This window comes from Halorubrum persicum, from assembly GCF_002727125.1.
In the GTDB taxonomy this organism is placed as follows: Archaea; Halobacteriota; Halobacteria; order Halobacteriales; family Haloferacaceae; genus Halorubrum; species Halorubrum persicum.
Map to the genome: position 1 here is coordinate 26211 of NZ_NHOA01000039.1, position 15530 is coordinate 41740.

The following is a 15530-nucleotide window of genomic DNA, read 5'->3' on the forward strand; positions in this document are numbered from 1 at the left end:
GTCCCGCGCCCCTCGCCCGCCGGATCAGAACGTCGACACGTCGCCGTCGATGACGCTCCGCGTCACGTCCGTGACGTTCGCCAGCTCCTCGTCGACGATCGCGACGACCTCGTCTTCGATGTCGGCGATGTCGAGCCCCTCCTCGGTGACGAGCTGCGCGTCGGCGACGTGGGGCTCGTCGATCGGGCGTCCGATCTGCGACAGCAGGCGGACCTGTAGGTCGCGGATCCCGTCGACCTCGTCGGTGACGGACTCCGCGATCCGCGTCGACAGGAGGTTGTAGATCTTCCCGATGTGGTTGACGGGGTTCTTGCCGGAGGTCGCCTCCATCGACATGGGGCGGTTCGGGGTGATGAGCCCGTTCGCGCGGTTGCCGCGCCCCACGGAGCCGTCGTCGCCCTGCTCGGCGGAGGTGCCGGTGACGGTGAGGTAGACGGAGCCCTCGTCGTAGTCGTCGGCGGTGTTGACGTCGACGTGGACCTCACGGTCGGTGCGCGCCTCGGCCAGTTCGGTGACGAACTCGCGCACGTCGGCGACGGCGTCGTCGTAGTCGTCGAGGTCGTCGACGTACCGGTCGACCATCGCGGCCGCGACGGTGATGTCGATGCGGTCGCCCTCGCGCTTGCCCATGATCTTCACGTCCGGCCCGAGCTCGGGGTGGTCGGAGTGGTAGGTCGTGTTGAGCTCGTGCTCGGCCTCGTGGACGATCGCCTCCGTCTCGGTCAGCGGGGCGTGTCCGACGCCGAAGGAGGTGTCGTTGGCCATCGGTACCTGCTGGGTGTCCTCGCCGAACACGTCCTGCAGGTCGCCCGACCCCTCGCCGAGCTTCACGTCGACGATCACGTCGGTGCCGTACTCGAGCTCCGGGATCGCCTCGGAGAGGTAGTCGCGGGCGGCGGCGAGCGCGGTCGAGTCGACCGGGAGCTGCTCGCCCTCGTACTCCTTCGTCGCGCGCCCGACGATGAGCACGTAGAGCGGCTCGACGACCTCGCCGCCGCCGTAGGCGGGCGCGGCGCGACCGGCGACCAGCTGCGTCTCGTCGGTGTTGTAGTGGAGTACCTTCCCGACGCGGTCCAAGTAGAGCTGCGAGAGCGCGCGCGACACCGACTCCGCGATACCGTCGCAGATCGAGTCCGGGTGTCCGATACCCTTCCGCTCGACGATCTCGACCTCCTGGTCCTCGACCGCTCGGCGGTCGAGACGGCTGACCTGTATGTTCCGGTCCATTATGCGTCGGTACTTCGCCGGCGGCAGTATAACTTGCGGAAACCTCCCGACGCCGGCTAATGCTCTCGGGTTATCGTTCGGCAAAAGTGGCCGTTATCTTGCGCCTACTTCGCCGCCTCGTAGGCGTCCGCCATCACGTCGAGGGCGTCGTGGAGCTCGCTCTCGTCGGTCGCGTACGAGATCCGAGCGTGGCCGCGCCCGCCCTCGCCGAACGCCTCGCCGGGGACCACCACGACCCCGCGGTCGAGGCACTCGTCGACGAACCCCTCCGGAACCCGCGGCATCGCGTAGAACGCGCCCTGGGGCGTCGGGCAGTCGATCCCGATCTCGTCGAAGCCGTCGAGGAGGAGGTCGCGGCGGCGCTCGAAGGAGGCGGTCATCTCGTCGACGACCCCGCGGTCGCCCCGCAGGGCGGCCTCGGCCGCGTACTGCGCGGGCGCCGACGCGCAGGCCTGCGCGTACTGGTGGACCCGCAGCATGCGGTCGACGCGCTCCGCGGAGCCGTACACCCACCCGAGCCGCCACCCCGTCATCGAGAACAGCTTCGAGGCGGAGTTGACCACGACGACGCTGTCGGTCTCGGCGAACTCCATCGGCGAGCGGTGTGTCCCGTCGAAGACGGTGTACTCGTACACCTCGTCGGAGATGCAGAGCACGTCGTGCTCGTCGGCGATCCGCGCGAACTCGCGCACGTCGTCCGCCGAGGAGACCGCGCCGGTGGGGTTGCCCGGCGAGTTCACCACGAACGCCGCGGTGTCGTCGGTGATCGCCGCCTCGATCGCGGCGGGGTCGATGGTGAGGTCGTCGCGCAGCGGGACCGGCACCGGCTCCGCGCCCGTCAGCTTCGTCAGCGCGTCGTAGGAGACGAACCCCGGGTCCGGGATCAACACCTCGTCGCCGGCGTCGACGTGCGCCTCCAGGGCGACGTGGAGCGCCTCGCTGCCGCCAGCGGTGGCGATGACGTTGCCCGGATCGAGGTCGACCCCCTGATCCGCCCGGTGTTTCTCGGCGATCGCCTCGCGGAGCGGCCGGGTGCCCTTGTTCTCGGTGTAGGCGTCGGCCTTCCCGCTCTCGATGGCGTCGACAGCCGCCCGTCGCGCGTGGTCCGGCGTCGGGAAGTCGGGCTGGCCGAGCCCGAGGTTGATCGCGTCGTCGCCGGCCGCCTCGAACACCTCGCGGATCCCGCTGATGGAGATCCGCTCGACCCTGTCGGAGAAGTTCGGCATACCCGTTCGGGGGCGCCGCCGGGAGTTAGTTCTTGTCACGTCGCGGCCGGTCCCACACCGGCCGCCGCTCGTCGCCTCCGGGTAGGTCGCGGACCCGGCCGTCCTCGTCGACCGGGAGCGCGAACCGCCCCCGGAGCACGCTGAGCACCTCCTCGGGCGTCGCGCGGAGCAGCGCGTCGTCGATCGCCCGGAGCCGGAGCCGCGGTCGCCCGGCCCCCGCGGGCACCTTGATCGCCTCGATCAGGCCGCGCTGCACGAGGACCCGCCGGTCTCCGGTGAGGTCCTGTCCCGCGGCGATCCCGACGCCCTCGCCCTCGCCGCTTCCGTCGTCCGGCTCCGTCCCGGTACCGATCCACCGCCGCAGATCCCACAGCAGGTGGTCGTGGCGCGCCGCCAGCGCCGTGAGGAGCGTCCGGTCGGTGAGCTCGCCGGTTCGACCGACCGCGCCGTACGGCAGCGCGCCGAGCACCGCCGCCACGTCGTCCGCGAACCGGTCGTCGAGCGTCTCTCGGGCGCCCGCGAGCAGGCGGCTCCGGCCGGGCATCTCGACGCTCGCCGGCGCCGCGGCCGCGAACCGTTCGCGCATCGATCGGGCGGCCGGAGCGACCCGCGCCGGCGCCGCCTCGGTCACGAGCGTCCGATCCCCCTCCGGCCCCGCGACCGCGTCGACGCGCTCAGCCGACGCGAACAGGATCCGTCCGGCGTCGCTCTCGGCCGCTCTCGCCCGCGGTTCGGCCTCCGTCCGCAGTTCGATAGCCCCCCCATCGATCGCTTCGGCGACCGCGGTGCCGAGGACGAGCGCCCGACCGAGCGCGTCGGCGACGCCGGGTCGGCAGGCGACCCGCCACGGCGCGTCGGCCTCGGTCCGTTCCCTCGCGTCGAGTATCGGCGGGAGCAACGCCAGCGGAACGCCGACGGCGACGAGGTCGGACCGCCCGGCGAGCGCCGATTCGATCGCCTCGGCGAGCCCGTCGTCGGCCTCGTTGAGCGCGACGGCGACCTCGGAGGGGGTGTCGCTGTCGAGAGACGACGCGCCGTCGTCGCCCGTCGATCGAGCCATACGCTCCGTGGCGTCGGAATCGGAAAGAACGTTGCGCCGGTCCGCTACGGCGCCCGGCCGAACACCAGGTAGCCGGTGTGGCCGACGCCCGCGGTGGAGGGGCGGGAGCCGCGGTCGGAGAAGTCCATCTCGCGCTGGATCGTTTCGAGGGTCTCGATGCCCTCGAATCCGGCCTCACGGGCGGCGAGCGCGGCCTCGCGGGTCCCCTCGACGAACGGTGAGTAGACGGCGAGATACCCGCCGGAGACCAGCAGGTCGTCAGCGCGCTCGACGATCGCCGGGGCGTCGCCCGTGTCGAGCGTCAACACGTCGAAGGGCTCCTCGTCGGCCAGCGCGTCGAGCTCCTCGGTGAGATCGCCGGTACGGACCTCCACGCGGTCGGCCACGCCGGCGGTCGCCATGTTCCCGCGGGCGACCTCGGCGAAGTCGGCGTCGATCTCGTAGGTGGTCACGTCGGCGCCGGCGCGACCGAGGTAGGCGGCGAGGATCCCCGACCCCGTGCCGGCGTCGAGCACGCGGTCGCCGCCCGAGGCGCCGGTGTGGCCCATCACGAGCCCCACGTCGCGGGGCATCATCGGCGCGCCGGTGCGTTCGAGGTGGTTGAACAGGTCCGGGCCGCGGAGCTCCCGGACCTCGAAGGCGGTGCCGAGATGGGTCTCGACGGTGTCGCCGCCCTCGACGTCTTCGGGGACCTCGAGCACGCCGAGGTCGGTGCCGAACTCCTCGCCCGGCTCCAGCAGGTACTCCCGGTCGTCGTGAACCAGCAGGTACGCGGCGTCCGTCACGCCGGATCAGTCACTCCAGCTCCGCGATCGCGGCCGCGAGGTCGCCGTCGGCGTCCTCGAGGGCCTCGCGGGCCGTCGACTGCGGGACGCCCGCGCGCTCGGCGACGAGCGCCACGTCCTCGTCGGGGATACCGGCGTCGTCGCTGTCGCCGTCCTCGATCGCCGCCGCGCCCGACTCGCCCTCGACCGCCGAGGCGCTTCCGCCGGCGTCGGCGACCGCGTCGGGCGAGCCGACGATCTGGTACGTCTCCTGCCCTTGGGCGTCCATCTTGGTCACCTGGGCGCCGTCGAAGACGAGATCGTCGCCGTCGGCCGTCTCGATGACGACCCGCTCGGCGTCGAGCTCCTCGACGTCGATCCCCATCTGTTTCATCATCTGTTTCATCTTCCGCGGGTTCATACCGCCGCCTCCAAACATACGCCGGATTTCGGTGGGAGGACACAAAAAGGGTGGCGACACGGGCCGACGGCCTCGTTCGGGTCGTTCGGCGTCGCTCTCACCGGGGTTCGAGGCTGCCGCTCCCGGCGAACGCGACCGCGAGAGCGGGGTTCATACGTCCCCGAGCCCGAGATCAAGTATGTATCTCGCCGACCACACGTGGCCGGAGCTCAGCGAGGCGTTGTCGGACGGGTCGGTCGCGCTCGTCCCGCTCGGCTCCACCGAACAGCACGGTCCGCACCTGCCGCTGGCGACCGACCACCTGATCGCCGAGGCGCTCGCGACCGCGGCCGCAGAGGAGACGGACGCCGTCCGCACTCCCACGATCACGGTCGGGGTCAGCCCGCACCACCGGCAGTTCCCGGGGACGATGTGGGTCGATCCGCCGGAGTTCCGCGACTACGTCGAGTCGTTCACCCGGAACCTCGCGTACCACGGGATCGACCGCGTCGTGTTCGTGAACGCCCACGGCGGCAACGTCCAGCACCTCCGAGAGGTCGGCCGCCGACTCCACGAGGACGAGGCGGCATACGCGATCGAGTGGATGTGGGACGAGTCGATCCCGGAGCTCGTCGACGACCTGTTCGAGCACAACGGGCCGCACGCGGGCCCGAAGGAGACCGCGATGATCACGCACATCGCCCCGGAGCTCGTCGACACGGACCGGCTGGCGGACGCCCGCGACGACGGGCTCGTCCACCTCAGCGAGTCGGACGCGATGGTCCACGGCGCCCGGACGTTCTACGACGCGATCGAGAACTCCGCGAACGGGGCGTTCGGCGACCCGACCGACGTGACCCCGGAGAAGGCCGAGCGGCTGTTCGAGGCCGCGAGCGACCAGCTCGTTCAGCTGGTCGAGTGGCTCGACGCCCGCGACCGATCCGAGCTACTGCCGGCAGATCGCGTGGCATAGCTCCTTCTGAGGCCGTTTCACCCCCCGTCGCGTCCACGAAGGATCGGCTCGAGCGCCTCGTCGAGCCCCCCGCGGCGCCCGTCGAGGATCCCGAACCGTTCGTCGCGGCGGCGTTCCAACCACCGCAGCAGCCGCGCCGCCCAGTCGAGCTTCCGCGCCTTCATCGGGCCCACGTCCGGGTCGTCGAACTTCCACCCCGGGAAGACGAGCCGCCCGGCGCCGACGTGGTCCGCGAGGAAGGCGGCGCGGTCGCCGTCCGTGAACCCGCCGAGGTTTCGGACCGGACCGACGGGGACCGCCTGCGTCGTCGCCAGCGTCGCCGCGTCCGCGAATCGGGGGAGCCACTCGCGGACCGCGGGGATGTTGTCGCCGTGGGCGTGGGCCGCGACCGGGACTCCCTCTCGGGTCAGCTCCGCCGCGGTGTCGGGGTTCTTGTCGAGGTCGGTCACCATGCAGTCGACGGCGACGCCGCGCTCACGGAGCACGTCGACCGCGGTGGAGGCGGCGACGACCACGTCGGCCTCGCGGGCGATCCCGACCTCGTCCGCCAGAGTCGGAGCGGCGCCCGCGATCGCCACGGTGTCGCCCCGCCAGTCGCCGAGTCGGTCGAGCGGGAACGGCGTCGCGATCTCGGCCGCGGCGTCGCGGGCGCGCTCGTCGGCCGCCCGATCGAAGCCGAAGTCCGCGAGGATCGCCTCGTACACCGGCTCGAAGGTCTCGAAGTTCATCGGTTCTCGCTCACCCCCAGCACGCCGACGCCGCGCCTCGGCCGCGGCGCCGGACGGCGCCGTCGCTGGCGGAGTCGAATATGGTATGGGCCGGAGTGGCACAGAGTACCCCTACCCGCGTGCCCCTCCGGCGTCCACTGAACGGGTTGTCTACACGACGGCATAAACTTTCTCTTACTTCGAGGTGTCGTCGATCGATTCGAGCGCGGCGTCGAGCGCCGACGAGACGCCCGAAACGGCCGATCGGACCGCTGACACACCGGTCGGCGTCCCGACGAGGAGCCCGGCGCCGCCCTCGGCGCCGATGCGGTCGGGCGACCCACCGTCCGTGGCGGAAGACGGCGTCGCGGCCTCGTGGGGGGCTGAGCCGGCGATAGCGAACGCCGCACCGGTGTCGGAGTCGGCGGTCGCCGCCCGGAGCGCGCCGACGGCCTCGTCGGTGAGCCCGCGGAGCTCGTAGGTACGGACGACGGCGTCGCCGGCGACGCCGCGGTCGGCGCCGAGCCGGTCGAGGTGGCGCTCGGCCTCTCGGACCGTCGTCACGTCGAGCTCCTCGAGGGTGACGGCGCCGGAGTCGGCGGTCGGGCGGACCCGGTCGCGGGCGAACTCCGCCCCGACCAGCGCCGCGTCGCGCGTCTCGGCCACGTCGTGGGTGCGGATCACGTGGGCGCCCCGCTCGACCGCCATCGAGGTGGCCGCCAGCGACACCGGCAGCGCCTCCTCGGTGCTCCGGCCCGCGATCGTCTTGAGGAAGCTCTTGCGGTTGATCGAGACGAGCAGCGGGCGACCGTACCCGCGGAACTCGCGTAGCCGGTGGAACGTCTCGCGGTCGTCGGCGTGGGTCTTCTCGACGGACCAGCCGCCGAACGCGGGGTCGAGGATCGTCTTGTCGGTGAACCCGTTCATCGACAGCGCCTCGTAGATGTCGTCCGCGTAGCTCCAGCTACGCTCTGGACTGGCGGCGCTTCGCGCCGCCCAGTCGACGTCCTCGATGGCCCCCGGCCGCTCCAGATCCGGCGGCGAGGCCATCTTCGAGACCGCCGCGTCGTGCTCGCGGCAGACGCGGGGCATCTCGGGGTCCGCGAAGCCGCAGATGTCGTTGACCATGTCGAACCCCCGCGCGAGCGCCTCGTCGGCGACCTCGTGGTAGCGGGTCTCGATCGACCAGACGGCGTCGCCCGAGGTCGACGCCAGCGTCTCGACCGCGGTGTCGAGCCGATCGAGCTCCTGCTCGGCGGAGAGCACGTCGAGGTCCTTGTTGGCCGACTCGAGTCCCACGTCGACGATGTCGGCGCCCTCGCCGATCAGCTCCTCGTCGACGTACTCCGCGGCCTCGCCGGGGTCGTCGTACACGCTCGGGTCGTACGGCGACTCCGAAGAGACGTTGAGTACGCCCATGATCCGGGGCGGGTGATCGTCGCCGATCCCGAGGCCCGCGGCGTCCACGTTTCGCATACGATCACCACGGGCGCGAGCGATATAAACGGGGCGAGTACCCGACGCGCTCGCCGGGGGTTCGGACCGGCGTCCCGACCGGGTCCGCCGGGGCTCACGGCGTGAACGCCAGTGAGTCCCCCACGTCGACGCCGCGCCGGTCGGTCCACTCGTAGGGGACTTCGAGCACGTACTGCCCCGAGCCGGAGTATCTCTGCTCGTTCCCGTCCTCGTTCGGTCCCGGCTCCGGCGCGTTGTGGATCTCGACGATCTCTCTGTCGCCGGCGACGTACACGATGTCAATCCCGAAGTCCATCTCGCGCATCACGTACGTCAGGGAGTCTCGAGGCGTGTCGTAGACGAACAGCATCCCGGCGTTTTCCGGGAGCGACGCCGCGTCGCTCAGTCCGAGATACCGCTTCTCGCCGGTGTCCGCGATCGCGGCGCGGACCGCTCCCAGCTCGTCGCCCTCGGCGGTCCAGGCGGTGACTGTGGTCACGTCGTAGTCGGCGTACGTCCCGGACGGCCAGTCGGTGGGGAGGGTGTCGGACTCGTCTCCGGCTCCTCCACTTCCGTCACCGTCGTCGCCCCCGCCGCCCGCCGTGGGGGCGCTTCCGACACAGCCCGCGAGCCCGCCGATCGACGCGGCACCCATCGCCGAGAGAACTCCCCGTCGTCGCATTGTCCGCGATACGCGCCGCGTCGGTATATGCCTCGCGAACGGGGCGTTCGTCCCCGGAAGGACGCGTTTTTATCTGCGCCTCGCGTACCCCCGCCCATGGCGAAAGTGAGCGTCGGCCTCCGCGGGTGGCGGTTCGACGAGGAGGAGATATTCACCGACGACGAGGAGCTGAAGCCCCTCGACGAGATCCCCGAAGAGCCCCGAGAGCGTCTCGTCCGGCTCGTCAGCCTCGTCGAGGAGCCCTGCGACGTCTGTTACCTCGAACACGGCGAGGACGAGGTCCACCGCTGTAATCAGGCCGAGATCGTCTACGGCGAGCCGAAGGGGGAGGTGCTGCTCTGCCCCGAACACGAGCCGGAGCTGATCTACTGGTTCCGCGAGGAGGGCGGCAGCGAGCACGCCGGCTCGCGCGAGTTCGGCGACCGGTTCCACGAGTGGGTCGCCGCGGGCAACGGCGCCCCCGAGGGGTACGGCTCGGTCGAGCACGTCGACGAGGACCCGGACGGGCTTCCGGACCTGCCGGACCAGCAGGACATCCAGGAGCGCGTCGAACAGGACTTCGACGGCGACCGGATCGACATTCTCGAACTCGCCGGCAAGGACGGCGACGAGGAGGAGAAGCTGAGCGAGGACGACTTCGAGGACGTCGACCTCTCGACCGACTACCCGTCGAACCGATGAGCGGCGCAGACGAGACCGACGCCGAGCGAGACGAGACCGACGCTGCCGCCGGTTCTGACGCTGATCCACAGGCCGACCGATCACCCCGCCGCAAGCCGGTCGTGGTCGTGGTCGAGCCCGAGACGCCGGGCAACGTCGGCACCATCGCCAGAGCGATGAAGAACTTCGGCCTCACCGACCTCAAGCTGGTCGACCCGCCGGAGCTGGCGGAGGACGGCGAGGCGTACGGCTTCGCCGGCCACGCCCGCGAGGACGTGCTCCCGAACGCCGACGAGGTGACCTTCGACGAGGTCGTCGCGAACTACCACACGGTCGGCACCACCGCGATCACCGGCGAGGACGACCGGAGCCACGAGCGGTATCCCTTCAAGACGCCGGCCGAACTCCGGGCGTCGCTGAAGACGGTCGACGCGCCGACCGCCATCGTCTTCGGGCGAGAGGGACGCGGCCTCAACAACGACGAGCTCTCGCGGCTCGACGAGGTGTGTTCCATCCCGGCCGACGACGACTACCCCGTGTTGAACCTCGGGCAGGCGGCCACGGTCCTCCTGTACGAGCTCCGCGAGCTCACCGTCGACGAGACGCAGCTGCCCGACACCGAGGTCACCCGCGCCCCGGAGAGCGACGTGGAGCGCTTCCACGGGTTCTTCGACGAGTTCCTCGACGCGACCGGCCAGCGCGAGCACGTGCGAGAGAAGAACGCGCTGCTGATGCGCCGGCTGCTCGGCCGCGCCCACCCGACCGAGCGCGAGGTCCACTCCCTGCTCGGCACGTTCCGCAAGGCCAACGCGAAGCTGGAGCACGCCGACCACCTCGCGGCGAAGTACGACGAACCGGTTTACCCCAAAGAGTGACCGTGGACGGGGACCTCCTCGACGCCGACCTCCGGGCCGGCGTCCGTGACGTGTCGCCGCTGCTGCTCGGGATCGCTCCCTTCGCGCTCGTCGCCGGCATCGCCGCCGTCGACGCCGGGCTCGGGCTCGCCGAGGCGGTCGGGATGTCGGTGATCGTGTTCGCGGGCGCCTCGCAGCTCGCCGCGCTCGACCTGCTCGGGTCCGGCGCCCCGCTCGCGGTCGTGGTCGGCACCGCGGTCGTGATCAACGTCCGGATGGTGATGTACTCGGCGTCCATCGCGCCGCACTTCGCGGACTACGGTCGCCGGCTCCGCGCGGGGCTCGCCTACGTGCTCACCGACCAGGCGTACGCGCTCTCGCTCGCGGAGTTCGAGTCGAACCCGGAGCGTAGCCGCTGGCGCTACTACCTCGGGGCGGCCGCCTCCCTGTGGGTGGTCTGGCAGATCGGGACGGTCGCCGGCGTCGTCGTCGGCGCCAGCGTCCCCGACGCCTGGGGGTTGACCTTCGCGGTTCCGCTCGTGTTCCTCGCGCTCCTCGTCCCGGCGATGAAGGACCGACCGACCACCGCCGCTGGCGTCGCCGGCGGCGCCATCGCGGTCGTCGCCGCCGGGCTCCCGATGAACCTCGGGCTGCTCGCGGGCGCCGTCTCCGGAATCGCCGTCGGGCTGGCGACGGAGGTGTTCGTCGAGTGACGGACGCCCCCGTTCTCGGCGGCTCGCTCGGGGTCTGGCTCGCCATCGTGCTCATCGGACTCGCGACCTACGGGTTCCGCCTCTCGTTCATCCACCTGTTCGGCCGGATCGACGAGGTCCCCCCGCGCATCAAGCGCCCGCTCCGATACGTTCCGCCCGCGGTGCTCGCGGCGCTCGTGCTCCCCAAATTGCTGACGATCCGCCCCTCGGTCGTCGCGACGGTCGCCGACGAGCGGCTGATCGCTGGCGCCGTCGCCGGCGTGATCGCGTGGCGCACGGAGAACGTGATGGCGACCATCGCCGGCGGGATGGTCACGCTGTGGCTGTTCCGGGTCGTGGTGTTCGCCTGACGGCGTCGATAGGTTCGCGTTCTCCCGACATTTCCCGCCGATTCTTCGCTGCGACTCTCCCAACCGACTCACCTACCGACACCGCCCCCCGACTCACGCGATCCGAGTCGCGTACCGACGAGCGAGCAGGAACGCGGCGATCGCACACACCGCGGCGAACGGGACCGCGGTCTCGACGCTGACGAAGCGACGAGCCGGCGGCACCGAGTACGAGACCGCGGCGACGGCGAGGAGGGCGTAGCCGAACGCGGCGGTCCCGAGCAGATGCGGGCGGGCCCGCGAGACGCCCCAGAGGCGGGTCCACGTCGCGATCCCCGACGCGGCGCCAGCGACGAGTCCGACGGGGAGACCGACGATCGCCGAAAACGCGATCCGCGCCGCGAGGAGGTCGGTGAGAAGCGCCGTAACGACGAGAAACGTCGTGAGCGCGACGCCCAGCGCCGCGACGGGACGGGCGTTCATGAGCGTACCGTCGTCAGGTCGCTATATAAAACCGCAGCCGGCCTCTCAGGCGACGAACTTCAGCAGGTCGTCGCGGTTGTGCTCGTGGAAGCGCGTTCGAAGGCACTCCTCCAGCGCCTCGATGTCGCCCCGCTTCGCGCAGATCGGAGCGATCCGATCGGACCACTGCTGCCACGGCGGGTAGAGGCCGAGGCGGTCGCAGATCTCGTCGAGCCGCTCGTCGAGGTCGTCGATCTTGTCGGTCTTGTTGACGGCGACGATGGGCTCGACGCCCACGTCCTCGAGGAAGCCGAACATCTCCACGTCGTGCGGGATGTTCCCGCGCTCGGCGTGGCGGTCGATGATGTCGACGGCGGCCTTCCCGTCCATCACGACGACGCCCGCCAGGATCGAGTCGGCGTTCTCCTCCAGGTAGCGGACGATGTTCGTCTTGATCGCCTCGCGGTGCTCCTCCTCGACGCCGGACATGAACCCGAAGCCGGGCAGGTCGGTGAACATGAAGCTCTCGCTGGCCCAGTCGAAGTGGTTCGGCTGGCGGGTGACCCCCGGCTTGCCGCCGGTCGAGAAGTCGTGACCCGTCAGCTGGCGCATCAGCGTGGACTTGCCGACGTTCGATCGCCCCACGAGGACGACCTCGGCGTCGCGGTCCGGCCGGTCTTCGAACATACTCCTACGTGGGTGGTTGAGCGGTTTAAAAGGCGCGTCGCGAGACGGGGTAACGGTCGGTCGGCCGTCGTATCCGATCTCAGTCGGGTACGCGAAACCGTCCCGCCGCCGGTTCAGTACGCGAGGTCGTCGCCGCCGACCGCGCCGCCGACCGACCCCGTCTCGATCCGGTCGTTCACGGTCGCAAACGCGGCGCCGAACATCCGGAACACCGCGACCTGGCCGTAGAACTGGACGAACGGGACGAGCAGGAGGCCGACGACGGTGACGGCCAGCACCGCGGTGGCGATCCACGAGACCACCGCGACGACGATCGGCATGAGCACTGCGACGAGGTACTCGGTGCTGAACACCGCCGGCTTCAGCAGGTCGGGGTCGAACGCGGCGCTCATCTCGCCGCGGGCCGCGTACGCCGACAGCGCGGCGGGAACCGCGTAGTAAATGAGGAACAGCACGGGGATGAACGCCAGCGCGAGCAGCACGCCGACAACGCCGATGAGCGCGCCCGCGTCGCCGCCGATCGCGCCGCTCGTTCCCCCCACGACCGCGACGACGACGCCGTACACGACCACCGGGATGACCGTGTACGCGATCGTGATGATCGTCCCGATCACGCCCTTCATCAGCAGGTCGCCCCAGTCGGTGAACTCCGGCGGCACGTCCTCGCCGCCGATCGTCTCTTCGAGCACCCGGACGAGATAGCCGACGATGATGAACGCCGGGAGGAGCAGCACCGAGAACAGCCCCAGTATCCCTCCGATAGCGATTCGGCCGATCCAATCGCCGCGAACCGGATACGAGAGCCCGTCTTCAAGCATGAGAAAAATCACACACATCTGATATATAAACCCCGGCACTCCGCCGATCGCGAGACGGACGCACGACGAACGCGCGACGAGCGAACGATGAACACGCGACGGAAGCGCGACGAGAGCGCGACGGAGCCGGTGAGCGAGAGATACTTGTCGCCGCGCTTTTAACGCCGATCATGGACAAACAGGCCGTTCGCGAGGCCGTCTGGGACGCCTTCGAGGACCGCGGCGAAGCCCGGTTCCCGTTCCCGCCCCACGACCGCATCCCGAACTTCGCGGGCGCCGCCGCCGCATGCGATCGGCTGACCGACACCGACGCGTGGGCCGCGGCGTCGACGCTGAAGTGCAACCCCGACGCGCCGCAGCTCCCCGTGCGCCGCGCCGCGCTCCGGGCCGGGAAGACCGTCTACGTCGCCCAACCGCGGCTCCGCGACGCCGACCCGTTCCTTCGGCTCGATCCCGAGTCGCTCGTCGACGCCGAGAGCGACGGCGACGCACCGTCCGACGCCCCGACCGTCGACGACGCCACGACCGTCTCCGGCATCTCCACCCACGGGACGCCGGTCCCGCCGGAGGAGGTCCCGCACGTCGACCTCGTGGTCGCCGGTTCGGTGGGCGTCACGACCGACGGCGCCCGGATCGGGAAAGGCGAAGGGTACAGCGACCTCGAGTGGGGCGTGCTCAGCGAGCTGGGCGCCGTCGACAGCGAGGCCCCCCGCGCCTCTGGCGGCGAGGGGCAGAGTCCCCCTGGCAACCGAACTTCGCCCGGTGACAGTCGGTCGGAGCCCGACGACGACGCGACCGTCGTGGCGACCACGGTCCACGAGCTATCGGTCCTCGACGGCCCCGAATCGCCGGTCGCCGACGCCGCGGAGCTTCCCGCGCCCGACGCTCACGACGTACCGCTCGACCTGGTGGTCACTCCCGAGCGGACGGTCCGTACCGACACGCCGCACACGCGTCCGACGGGAATCGACTGGGACGCGCTCGACGACGACAAACTGGACGCGATCCCGGTGTTGGCCGAACGAGCCCCGGAAAGGGAGTGAGGCGCGGCGAAGGCGGACGCTGCGGGAAGGGCCGGAGGCGAGACGGGGGGACAGGAGGGTAGGAAAGCGAGAGCCGCGAAACCGACCGGCCGATCGGACCGCCCGTTCAGTCGGCCCTTGGCGCCGGGGCTGACCGCTCCGTCCGGTGGTCGGCGACGTGACCGCACTCCGGACAAACGATCGTGCGCTCGTCGCCGTCGCTGACGACGAGCCACCCCTCCGAAACGGGGTTTTCGAAGCTGCACTCCGCACAGAACAGGACCGACTTGCCGCGAACCGACCGGGGACCGTTGGCGTCTGCGTTCATGGATTACCTCAGTATCCGGAGGTATAAGGGTCTTTTTCGACCTGATCGTTCGGTATGGTCCGTATTGTCACGGACACATTGTGCACAAAATCGCCTGAAACGGATCGAACGTTTCGGAATGCCGGAGAATGGTGATCGCTGCGCTGCGCAGGACCTCTCGTTCCGGACGTATCTACCGCGCGAGCGGCATGTTGTAGCTCGTCTCCTCCTCCATGACGAGATCCCATGTCGCCTCACACTCGCAGGACACCTGCTCGAAGACGCTCGGGTCCTGCCGCTTATCGAAGTCCTTGATCGCGGTCTGGACGCGGTCGTCGCACTCGCCGCAGTTGTGCGCGCCCCGGTCGGAGCCGTGACCGACCGGATCCGAGACGACGATGGCGTCGACGTCGGCGGTCGCTTCGAGGACGTGCGCGACCGACCAGAGCCACGGCGGACGGTACCCCCCCTCGAAGAACAGCTCGTCGACCATCGTGTACCGCTGGACGTTCGTCGGGTTCATCGAGACGGTGTGGCACCCCTCGACCGCGGCACAGCGCCGGATCGAGTCGATCATGTCGGCGGCGGCCTCCGGCTCCGCGAGGAAGGGCGGCTTCATCAGGAGGTACGCCTTGATCCCCACGTCGGCGTCGACTGTCTCGTCGGCCGCGGCCGCCTCGGCACAGGCGTCCTCGAAGTCGGCGAAGTCGAAGTACTTGTTCACGCAGTCGTGGCGGACGCGGTCGGTCGCGGTCTCCAGCCCGACCGCCACGTCGGTCGCGATGCCGCGGTCAGCGAAGTCGCGGACCTTCTCCCGACTCACGAAGTCCGGCAGCGACTCGACGACGATCCGGTCCCGGTCCGCGAACGTCTCGGCGATGGCCCGTCGGGTCTCCGCGGGGACCTCGCGCTCGTCGAGGAACGAGCCGGAGGTGTAGATCTTGATCAGCTCGGCGGGCGCGTCCGCCTCCTCGCGCTCGTGGTCGAGACACACCTCGATCTGGTTCATCAGGGCCTCGTGGCTCACGCTGCCGCCCTCGACCGACTCCGCGACGTAGCCGCACATGGTACAGCCGCCGGCGCGGGCCCACCGACAGCCGCCCGTGTTGAGGATGATGGTCAGGGAGTTCACCACGCCGTCCGGCGTGTTGTCCTCGTCGATCCACACGCGGGTGGGCTGGGTC

19 protein-coding genes are annotated in these 15530 nt (G+C 70.4%); 6 read left to right on the top strand and 13 right to left on the bottom strand.

The window, feature by feature from the left end; translation table 11 throughout:
* Nucleotides 1-24 precede the first annotated feature (24 nt).
* From DJ69_RS06345 to DJ69_RS06365, 5 genes are all read right to left on the bottom strand, one after another.
* Complete coding sequence (locus DJ69_RS06345; RefSeq protein WP_099254836.1) at nucleotides 25-1227, bottom strand: methionine adenosyltransferase; 1203 nt, start codon at nucleotides 1225-1227, stop codon at nucleotides 25-27.
* Between the two features lie 104 nt (nucleotides 1228-1331).
* A complete protein-coding gene (locus DJ69_RS06350) occupies nucleotides 1332-2453 on the bottom strand; it encodes a pyridoxal phosphate-dependent aminotransferase (protein WP_099254837.1) in 1122 nt (373 codons plus the stop codon).
* Nucleotides 2454-2478: 25 nt separating this feature from the next.
* Entirely contained in the window at nucleotides 2479-3513 is a 1035-nt protein-coding gene (locus tag DJ69_RS06355) for a transcriptional regulator TbsP domain-containing protein (RefSeq protein ID WP_099254838.1), read from the bottom strand.
* Nucleotides 3514-3557: 44 nt separating this feature from the next.
* Complete coding sequence (locus DJ69_RS06360; protein WP_099254839.1) at nucleotides 3558-4298, bottom strand: methyltransferase domain-containing protein; 741 nt, start codon at nucleotides 4296-4298, stop codon at nucleotides 3558-3560.
* A gap of 10 nt (nucleotides 4299-4308) precedes the next feature.
* A complete protein-coding gene (locus tag DJ69_RS06365; RefSeq protein WP_099254840.1) occupies nucleotides 4309-4716 on the bottom strand; it encodes a nascent polypeptide-associated complex protein in 408 nt (135 codons plus the stop codon).
* 160 nt (nucleotides 4717-4876) lie between these two features.
* Between DJ69_RS06365 and DJ69_RS06370 the strand changes: the two genes are divergently transcribed.
* Entirely contained in the window at nucleotides 4877-5650 is a 774-nt protein-coding gene (locus DJ69_RS06370; protein WP_099254841.1) for a creatininase family protein, read from the top strand.
* A gap of 17 nt (nucleotides 5651-5667) precedes the next feature.
* On the opposite strand, the gene DJ69_RS06375 is transcribed toward DJ69_RS06370, so the two are convergent.
* The 3 genes from DJ69_RS06375 to DJ69_RS06385 form a co-directional block, all read right to left on the bottom strand.
* Nucleotides 5668-6378 carry a 6-hydroxymethylpterin diphosphokinase MptE-like protein gene (locus DJ69_RS06375; protein WP_099254842.1) on the bottom strand — a complete coding sequence of 237 codons (711 nt, stop codon included), beginning with the start codon at nucleotides 6376-6378 and terminating at the stop codon, nucleotides 5668-5670.
* A 174-nt stretch (nucleotides 6379-6552) separates the two neighbouring features.
* On the bottom strand, nucleotides 6553-7833 hold the full coding sequence (locus DJ69_RS06380; protein WP_099254843.1) for a dihydropteroate synthase: 1281 nt from the start codon (nucleotides 7831-7833) through the stop codon (nucleotides 6553-6555).
* A 94-nt stretch (nucleotides 7834-7927) separates the two neighbouring features.
* Complete coding sequence (locus DJ69_RS06385) at nucleotides 7928-8494, bottom strand: DUF192 domain-containing protein (protein WP_099254844.1); 567 nt, start codon at nucleotides 8492-8494, stop codon at nucleotides 7928-7930.
* A 96-nt stretch (nucleotides 8495-8590) separates the two neighbouring features.
* Here DJ69_RS06385 and DJ69_RS06390 point away from each other — a divergent pair, with 96 nt between their 5' ends.
* Genes DJ69_RS06390 through DJ69_RS06405 form a run of 4 tightly spaced genes read left to right on the top strand, consistent with a single transcriptional unit; the run spans nucleotide 8591 to nucleotide 11071 of the window.
* Nucleotides 8591-9175, top strand: coding sequence for a hypothetical protein (locus DJ69_RS06390; protein ID WP_099254845.1), 585 nt, complete (start codon nucleotides 8591-8593; stop codon nucleotides 9173-9175).
* Nucleotides 9172-10029 (top strand): RNA methyltransferase, encoded by an 858-nt coding sequence (locus DJ69_RS06395; RefSeq protein ID WP_099254846.1) that lies wholly within the window; start codon nucleotides 9172-9174, stop codon nucleotides 10027-10029. Before DJ69_RS06390 ends, DJ69_RS06395 begins: the two co-directional genes overlap by 4 nt.
* A 2-nt stretch (nucleotides 10030-10031) precedes the next feature.
* Nucleotides 10032-10721 (top strand): AzlC family ABC transporter permease, encoded by a 690-nt coding sequence (locus DJ69_RS06400; RefSeq protein ID WP_099254847.1) that lies wholly within the window; start codon nucleotides 10032-10034, stop codon nucleotides 10719-10721.
* On the top strand, nucleotides 10718-11071 hold the full coding sequence (locus DJ69_RS06405) for an AzlD domain-containing protein (RefSeq protein WP_099254848.1): 354 nt from the start codon (nucleotides 10718-10720) through the stop codon (nucleotides 11069-11071). The genes DJ69_RS06400 and DJ69_RS06405 overlap by 4 nt, the downstream gene beginning before the upstream one ends.
* A 93-nt stretch (nucleotides 11072-11164) precedes the next feature.
* Here the strand turns inward: DJ69_RS06405 and DJ69_RS06410 are convergent, their stop codons facing one another.
* The 3 genes from DJ69_RS06410 to DJ69_RS06420 all read right to left on the bottom strand — a co-directional run bounded on the left by DJ69_RS06410 (nucleotide 11165) and on the right by DJ69_RS06420 (nucleotide 13017).
* Nucleotides 11165-11533 carry a hypothetical protein gene (locus tag DJ69_RS06410; RefSeq protein ID WP_099254849.1) on the bottom strand — a complete coding sequence of 123 codons (369 nt, stop codon included), beginning with the start codon at nucleotides 11531-11533 and terminating at the stop codon, nucleotides 11165-11167.
* Nucleotides 11534-11578: 45 nt separating this feature from the next.
* Complete coding sequence (engB, locus tag DJ69_RS06415; RefSeq protein ID WP_099254850.1) at nucleotides 11579-12199, bottom strand: GTP-binding protein EngB; 621 nt, start codon at nucleotides 12197-12199, stop codon at nucleotides 11579-11581.
* Between the two features lie 113 nt (nucleotides 12200-12312).
* Nucleotides 12313-13017 (bottom strand): DUF4013 domain-containing protein, encoded by a 705-nt coding sequence (locus DJ69_RS06420; RefSeq protein ID WP_099254851.1) that lies wholly within the window; start codon nucleotides 13015-13017, stop codon nucleotides 12313-12315.
* A 170-nt stretch (nucleotides 13018-13187) separates the two neighbouring features.
* On the opposite strand from DJ69_RS06420, the gene DJ69_RS06425 reads away from it, so the two are divergent.
* Nucleotides 13188-14060 carry a 5-formyltetrahydrofolate cyclo-ligase gene (locus DJ69_RS06425; RefSeq protein WP_099254852.1) on the top strand — a complete coding sequence of 291 codons (873 nt, stop codon included), beginning with the start codon at nucleotides 13188-13190 and terminating at the stop codon, nucleotides 14058-14060.
* 106 nt (nucleotides 14061-14166) lie between these two features.
* On the opposite strand, the gene DJ69_RS06430 is transcribed toward DJ69_RS06425, so the two are convergent.
* Together DJ69_RS06430 and DJ69_RS06435 are read right to left on the bottom strand one after the other, a co-directional pair.
* The gene (locus DJ69_RS06430; protein WP_099254853.1) at nucleotides 14167-14367 is read right to left on the bottom strand and encodes a hypothetical protein; all 201 of its coding nucleotides are present in this window, start codon (nucleotides 14365-14367) and stop codon (nucleotides 14167-14169) included.
* A gap of 172 nt (nucleotides 14368-14539) precedes the next feature.
* Nucleotides 14540-15530 (bottom strand): archaeosine biosynthesis radical SAM protein RaSEA (locus DJ69_RS06435; protein WP_099254856.1); only part of this gene is annotated, 991 nt, incomplete at its 5' end.

Excerpts from the sequence above, each read along its gene's own strand:
- DJ69_RS06345 (WP_099254836.1), bottom strand. The coding sequence starts at position 1,227 with ATGGACCGGAACATACAGGTCAGCCGTCTCGACCGCCGAGCGGTCGAG.
- DJ69_RS06350 (WP_099254837.1), bottom strand. The coding sequence starts at position 2,453 with ATGCCGAACTTCTCCGACAGGGTCGAGCGGATCTCCATCAGCGGGATC.
- DJ69_RS06355 (WP_099254838.1), bottom strand. The coding sequence starts at position 3,513 with ATGGCTCGATCGACGGGCGACGACGGCGCGTCGTCTCTCGACAGCGAC.
- DJ69_RS06365 (WP_099254840.1), bottom strand. The coding sequence starts at position 4,716 with ATGTTTGGAGGCGGCGGTATGAACCCGCGGAAGATGAAACAGATGATG.
- DJ69_RS06370 (WP_099254841.1), top strand. The coding sequence starts at position 4,877 with ATGTATCTCGCCGACCACACGTGGCCGGAGCTCAGCGAGGCGTTGTCG.
- DJ69_RS06375 (WP_099254842.1), bottom strand. The coding sequence starts at position 6,378 with ATGAACTTCGAGACCTTCGAGCCGGTGTACGAGGCGATCCTCGCGGAC.
- DJ69_RS06380 (WP_099254843.1), bottom strand. The coding sequence starts at position 7,833 with ATGCGAAACGTGGACGCCGCGGGCCTCGGGATCGGCGACGATCACCCG.
- DJ69_RS06385 (WP_099254844.1), bottom strand. The coding sequence starts at position 8,494 with ATGCGACGACGGGGAGTTCTCTCGGCGATGGGTGCCGCGTCGATCGGC.
- DJ69_RS06390 (WP_099254845.1), top strand. The coding sequence starts at position 8,591 with ATGGCGAAAGTGAGCGTCGGCCTCCGCGGGTGGCGGTTCGACGAGGAG.
- DJ69_RS06395 (WP_099254846.1), top strand. The coding sequence starts at position 9,172 with ATGAGCGGCGCAGACGAGACCGACGCCGAGCGAGACGAGACCGACGCT.
- DJ69_RS06410 (WP_099254849.1), bottom strand. The coding sequence starts at position 11,533 with ATGAACGCCCGTCCCGTCGCGGCGCTGGGCGTCGCGCTCACGACGTTT.
- engB (WP_099254850.1), bottom strand. The coding sequence starts at position 12,199 with ATGTTCGAAGACCGGCCGGACCGCGACGCCGAGGTCGTCCTCGTGGGG.
- DJ69_RS06420 (WP_099254851.1), bottom strand. The coding sequence starts at position 13,017 with ATGCTTGAAGACGGGCTCTCGTATCCGGTTCGCGGCGATTGGATCGGC.
- DJ69_RS06425 (WP_099254852.1), top strand. The coding sequence starts at position 13,188 with ATGGACAAACAGGCCGTTCGCGAGGCCGTCTGGGACGCCTTCGAGGAC.
- DJ69_RS06430 (WP_099254853.1), bottom strand. The coding sequence starts at position 14,367 with ATGAACGCAGACGCCAACGGTCCCCGGTCGGTTCGCGGCAAGTCGGTC.